The sequence below is a fragment of the Methylobacterium sp. WL103 genome, assembly GCF_008039885.1.
Lineage (GTDB): Bacteria > Pseudomonadota > Alphaproteobacteria > Rhizobiales > Beijerinckiaceae > Methylobacterium > Methylobacterium cerastii.
Window position 1 is genome coordinate 1 of sequence record NZ_VRUX01000268.1, and the last position, 5,596, is coordinate 5,596.

Genomic DNA, 5,596 nt, shown 5'->3' on the forward strand with positions numbered 1-5,596 from the left:
CGCCAAGGCCGCGCGGGCCGACGCCGCACCGGCCGCCGGCACCGCGACGGTGAGCACCTGGGGCACCATCAAGCAGCTTCTGGGCAACCGGATGCTGCTCGGCATCTACGTGGCGCAGCACTGCATCAACGTGATGACCTACTTCTTCCTGACGTGGTTCCCGATCTACCTCGTCAAGCAACGCGGCATGAGCGTGCTCCAGGCCGGCTTCACCGCCTCCCTGCCGGCCCTGTGCGGCTTCGTCGGCGGCATCCTCGGCGGCGTGATCTCGGACGCCCTCCTGCGCCGGACCGGCTCGCTGAACATCGCCCGCAAGGTGCCGATCATCGCCGGCATGGTGCTCTCGATGGTGATCATCGCCTGCAACTACGTCGATTCCCAAGCCCTGGTGATCGGCCTGATGGCGGCGGCCTTCTTCGGCAAGGGCCTCGGGGCGCTGGGCTGGGCCGTCGTGTCCGACACCTCGCCCAAGGAGGCGGCGGGCCTGAGCGGGGCCTTGTTCAACATGTTCGGCAACACCGCCGGCATCACCACGCCGATCATCATCGGCTATCTCGTCCAGTCCTCGGGCTCGTTCGACACGGCGCTGGTCTTCGTCGGGATCAACGCGCTCGTGGCGATGAGCGCCTACCTCCTCCTCGTCGGCGACATCCGGCGGGTCGAGCTGCGTCGCGCCTGAGACCGACCGCCACCAGGGAGCATCCGATGCAGGACGCCGTGATCGACGCCGTGATCGAAGCCCCGCCGGCCCAGCCGGCCGGGCCCGCCTTGGGCGACGCCCCCCGCACCATCCGCCTGCATGCGAGCGACAACGTCGCCATCGTGGTCAACGCGTTCGGCCTGCCGGCCGGCACCGCGTTCCCGGACGGGCTGACCCTCGTCGAGTTCGTGCCGCAGGGCCACAAGGTGGCGCTCGCGGCGATTCCCGAGGGCGGCGCGGTGCGCCGCTACGGCGAGGTCGTCGGCATCGCGACGCAGGACATCCCTCGCGGCGCCTGGGTCGAGGAATCGCGCGTCGCCACCCCGACCGCGCCCGCGCTCGACGCCCTGGAGATGGCGACCCGCGTGCCGGCGCCCCCGGCGCCGCTCCAGGGCTACACCTTCGAGGGGTTCCGCAACCCGGACGGGTCGGTCGGCACCAAGAACATCCTGGCGATCTCGATCAGCGTGCAATGCGTCGCCGGCACCCTCGACGTGGCGATCCGCAAGATCAAGGCGGAGCTGCTGCCGCGCTTCCCCAACGTCGACGACGTGGTCGGGCTGACCCATGCCTACGGCTGCGGCGTCGCGATCAACGCGCCCCAGGCGGTGATCCCGATCCGCACCCTGCAGAGCCTCGCCCGCAACCCGAACTTCGGCGGCGAGGTGATGGTGGTGGGTCTCGGCTGCGAAAAGCTCGTCTCCGAGCGCCTGCTGCCGGACGGCGACGCGGCCGAGGACGGCGGCGTCGTGCGGATGCAGGACGAGCGCCACCAGGGCTTCGCGATGATGCTCGACAGCATCATGGCGATGGCGGAAGCCCGGCTCGAGATCCTGAACCGGCGCCGCCGCGAGACCTGCCCGGCCTCCGACCTCGTGGTCGGGCTGCAATGCGGCGGCAGCGACGCGTTCTCCGGCGTCACCGCCAACCCGGCGCTCGGCCATTGCGCCGACCTGATCGTCGCGGCCGGCGGCACGGTCATGTTCTCCGAAGTCACCGAGGTCCGCGACGCGATCCACCTGCTGACGCCGCGGGCCAAGAACCCGGCCGTCGCCGCGGCGCTGGTGCGCGAGATGGCCTGGTACGACGACTACCTCGCCAAGGGCGAGGCCGACCGGCGCGCCAACCCGTCGCCCGGCAACAAGAAGGGCGGGCTGAACAACATCGTCGAGAAGGCGCTCGGGTCGGTCGCCAAGTCCGGCACCTCGGCGATCTCCGCCGTGCTCGCCCCGGGCGAGCGGGTGACGGAGAAGGGCCTGATCTTCGCGGCGACGCCGGCGAGCGACTTCGTCTGCGGCACGCTGCAGCTCGCCTCCGGGATCACGCTGCAGGTGTTCTCGACCGGGCGCGGCACCCCCTACGGCCTCGCGCAATGCCCCGTCATCAAGGTCGCGACCCGCACCGAGCTCAGCCAGCGCTGGTCCGACCTGATCGACCTCGACGCCGGCCGCATCGCCACCGGCGACGCGACGATCGAGGAGGTCGGCGAGGAGCTGTTCCGCCTGATCCTCGACGTGGCGAGCGGGCGCAAGAAACCCTGGTCCGACCGCTGGGGCCTGTTCAACGACCTGACGCTGTTCAACCCGGCCCCGATCACCTGACAGCCTTCGCGACGCACGCTTGAGGGCGGAGGAGGCGCACGCCATGCGCCGGGCCCGCCGACGACGAGACGACATGCAGGCCGGGACGACGCCGGCCGGGAGGATCACCATGGGCGCCCTCGATCGCCGGACCCTGCTCGCGCTCGCGGGCGCCGCCACCCTCGGCCCAAGGGGCCGGGCGCTTGCCGCCTTCGAGCCCTCCGAGCGCCTGCCCGATCCGGCCATCGAGATCCTCGACCCGTCGTTCGCCAAGTACCGGATCTTCTCCGCGACGGTGGAGCGGATCGCCACGGGGTTTCGCTGGGCGGAAGGGCCGGTCTGGTTCGGCGACATGCGCTGCCTGCTGTTCAGCGACGTCGCGAGCGACGCGATCCTGCGGTGGGACGAGGCGACAGGCGCGACGAGCGTGTTCCGCAAGCCCGCGAACTACGCCAACGGCAACGCCCGCGACCGCCAGGGCCGCCTGCTCACCTGCGAGCACAAGACCCGCCGGGTCACCCGCACCGAGCACGACGGCACGATCACCACCCTGTTCGACGGCTTCGAGGGCAAGCCCGCCAACGCCCCGAACGACGTCGTCTGCCGCTCCGACGGCTCGATCTGGTTCACCGACCCGCCCTTCGGCCCCAACCCCTACGAGGCGATGGCCAGGCCCGAACGGCCGGGCCAGGTGTTCCGCCTCGACCCGCGGACCGGACAGGCCACGGTGGTGGTGGCCGACATCGCCGGCCCGAACGGGCTGTGCTTCTCGCCCGACGAGACAAAGCTCTACGTCATCGAATCCCGCGCCCAGCCGAACCGGCTCATCCGGGTCTACGACGTGGTGGAAGACGGCACGCGGCTGACCGACGACCGGGTGTTCTTCGATTGCGGCAAGGGCACCGCGGACGGGTTCCGGGCCGACGCCGACGGCAACCTCTGGTGCGGCTGGGGCATGGGCGCCGACCTCGACGGCGTCCTGGTGGTCTCGCCCGAGGGCAAGGCGATCGGCCGCATCCGCCTGCCGGAGCGCTGCGCCAACCTGTGCTTCGGCGGCGCCGACGGCAACCGCCTGTTCATGGCCTCGACGAAGTCGCTCTACGCGCTGTTCGTCAACACGCGAGGGGCGGTGCGGTAGGGGGTGTTTGCGACTTGGCGTTGCTGGTTCAAGACTGAAGCTGGGTACCGTCTGATAGGGATGGTCAGCCGAAATTAGACAGCGGCTGGGAAGCAGACCTTCGGCTTCGGCGATCGTACTAAAAGTCCTTAAGCGGACGGCTCGCCGTACGCGTCCTCGTAGAACTCAGAGATGGACCTGCCCTGGTAGCTCCAGAATGGGCCGGGCGCGACGCTGTATTCCAGCTGCATGACTTCACGGGTTGCCGCGGTAAGCGATAGCTCGTCTGTTCCGAGACGGACCTTTCGAGATCCGACGACGAACACCACGGCATCGTTCCGCGTACATTGCAACTCTGCACCGATAGGTATGCCCAAGACCGTGAAGTCTAGGTTTGGTCGGCGCGCGCGAAGCGCCCGTGTAGCCCCAAGTTCCTGTTCGGAAATCGAGGACGACTGATCCTCGACGACCTGCGTCGCGTCTTCGATGTGTAGGAGACGGAGGATTGCGAGTGCCTGCTCCGGTTCTATGCGAAAGAACTCCCGTCGCGCGTTAACGCGTTGAGGAGCAAAGGCAATGTGCAGGGCCTGCTCTACGCGAACCGCGTCCTCGACCCGGCAAGCAAAAACCAGCTCGAATGGCACTGGCACGCCCGTCGTGTAGAGCTGATCAAGCCGTGCCTGGGCTGTGTCCTGTGCCGTGCGGCCGATCTTAACGAGCCCAGGCATCGCGGGATTGGTTAGTAGGTAGACGATGCTGAGACCCGAGCCTGAACTTGTACGATCGATGCTATCCATAATCATCTGATACAGGAAATCTGCGGACAATGGCAATGGATCAGTTTGCTGCGGTGGTCTTGCAGGTCTCTGACCAAGCTGCTGTAGTTGATCTATTCGACGGCCCAAAAACAGACCGTCTGATCGTCCGCACTTGGTCGCAAGCCAACTCTCGCGCGCACACCCAGCCCCCGATCTCCCCGATCAAGTCAGCTCGACGAACGCGAGCCGGTCCGTCACCCCGACGGTCAGCGTCCGGAGGGGCGCAAGCGTCTCCACGCTCACGGAGCCGTCGTCGGCGAAGCGGTGGAGGCGGGCCGCCTTCGGCTCGGCCGACAGCGTCAGGGCGACGGCTTGCGCCGGCGCGTCGGGCCGGGCCCGGCGCTTGATGGGGTCCCAGCCGTCGATCCCGAGCCAGAGGGGCACGAGGACGGCGCCGTCGGCGCGCAGGAAGCGGACGGCCTGGAGGTCGCGCGGGGCCGCCTCAATCGCCACGTCGAGGGGGGAGGCAGGGGCCGCGGCTCCGGCGCGGAACAGGCGCATCAGGTTGGCGACCGCCCGGAAGGTCTGGGTCGGCGCGCCGTCGAAGCGCAGCAGGCCGAAATGGCCTTCCGGGTCGGCCTCGCCCCGGTCGACCGAGGCGATCAGCTCGTAGAGGTAGGTGCGGCGGATGCCCAGGAGGAAGCTCCACAGCAGCAGGCGCGGGGTGTAGCGCGCCCGCACGGCCTCCGAGACCGGGAAGTGGAAGCTCCTGGTGGCGAGCGCGGTGTGGTAGCCGTTCTCGGTGGCGAGCAGCGGGGCGCGGCCGAAGATCGGCCGGGCGGCGGCAATGAATCGGCGCAGGTCGCCGTTTCCGGTGGTCTCCGGGTGCTCCATGCCGGGGTACGGGTGGATGTTGCCGAAGTCGACGGCGTTAGCCAGCGACTCGGCGGCCGCGACGTTGGCCTGGACGTAGCTCGGCCCGGCGACCTTCAGCGCGCCGCCGGCGTTGCGCGCCGCCCGGTAGAGCGCGCGCTGGTGCTCGGCCGAGGCCTGCGGGCGGCCGGCGCCGGCGGCGATGTTGGGCTCGTTGCTGCCCTCGGCGATCTCGAGCCCGCCCGCGCACCAGGCGGCGACGTCGGGCAGGCGCCGGGGCGGCACCAGCGGCCCGACGTCGAGCCCGTCGTAGAAGACCAGGCTGAACCGGTGGCCGGCCCGCGCCAGCTCGGCGATCCGCTGGAATTGCGGCGGCGCCGACGCCTCCGCCCCCGGCAGCACGATGTCGTCGCGCAGGTGCCGGATCCCGAGCTCGTCGAGCGCCGCCGCGCAGCGTGCGAACCGGTCGACGTAGGGGGTCCCGCCGTGCCCGAAATGGGTGTTGACGCCGACGGAGCCGGTGAAGTCCGCGCAGGCGTGGGACGGCAGCGCGCCGGCAAGCGCAGGG

At 69.8% G+C, this 5,596-nt stretch carries 4 protein-coding genes and 1 pseudogene; 3 read left to right on the plus strand and 2 right to left on the minus strand.

The annotated features are described in order from the left end of the window. The 3 genes and pseudogenes from FV222_RS15880 to FV222_RS15890 form a co-directional block, all read left to right on the plus strand. A pseudogene (locus FV222_RS15880) lies at positions 1-679 on the plus strand (MFS transporter); the annotation flags it as partial. A 26-nt stretch (positions 680-705) separates the two neighbouring features. Then, positions 706-2,301, plus strand: coding sequence for a galactarate dehydratase (garD, locus tag FV222_RS15885; RefSeq protein ID WP_147753507.1), 1,596 nt, complete (start codon positions 706-708; stop codon positions 2,299-2,301). 109 nt (positions 2,302-2,410) lie between these two features. Continuing rightward, complete coding sequence (locus FV222_RS15890) at positions 2,411-3,418, plus strand: SMP-30/gluconolactonase/LRE family protein (RefSeq protein ID WP_147753509.1); 1,008 nt, start codon at positions 2,411-2,413, stop codon at positions 3,416-3,418. Positions 3,419-3,546: 128 nt separating this feature from the next. Here FV222_RS15890 and FV222_RS15895 read toward each other — a convergent pair whose 3' ends face one another. After that, on the minus strand, positions 3,547-4,194 hold the full coding sequence (locus FV222_RS15895) for a GIY-YIG nuclease family protein (protein WP_147753510.1): 648 nt from the start codon (positions 4,192-4,194) through the stop codon (positions 3,547-3,549). 183 nt (positions 4,195-4,377) lie between these two features. Continuing rightward, the coding region (locus FV222_RS29700; protein ID WP_187277351.1) for a hypothetical protein at positions 4,378-5,596 on the minus strand (1,219 nt) is incomplete at its 5' end.

What these genes read in the sequence shown, in the direction of transcription:
- FV222_RS15895 (WP_147753510.1), bottom strand. Translation starts at nt 4,194, where the DNA reads ATGGATAGCATCGATCGTACAAGTTCAGGCTCGGGTCTCAGCATCGTC.
- garD (WP_147753507.1), top strand. Translation starts at nt 706, where the DNA reads ATGCAGGACGCCGTGATCGACGCCGTGATCGAAGCCCCGCCGGCCCAG.
- FV222_RS15890 (WP_147753509.1), top strand. Translation starts at nt 2,411, where the DNA reads ATGGGCGCCCTCGATCGCCGGACCCTGCTCGCGCTCGCGGGCGCCGCC.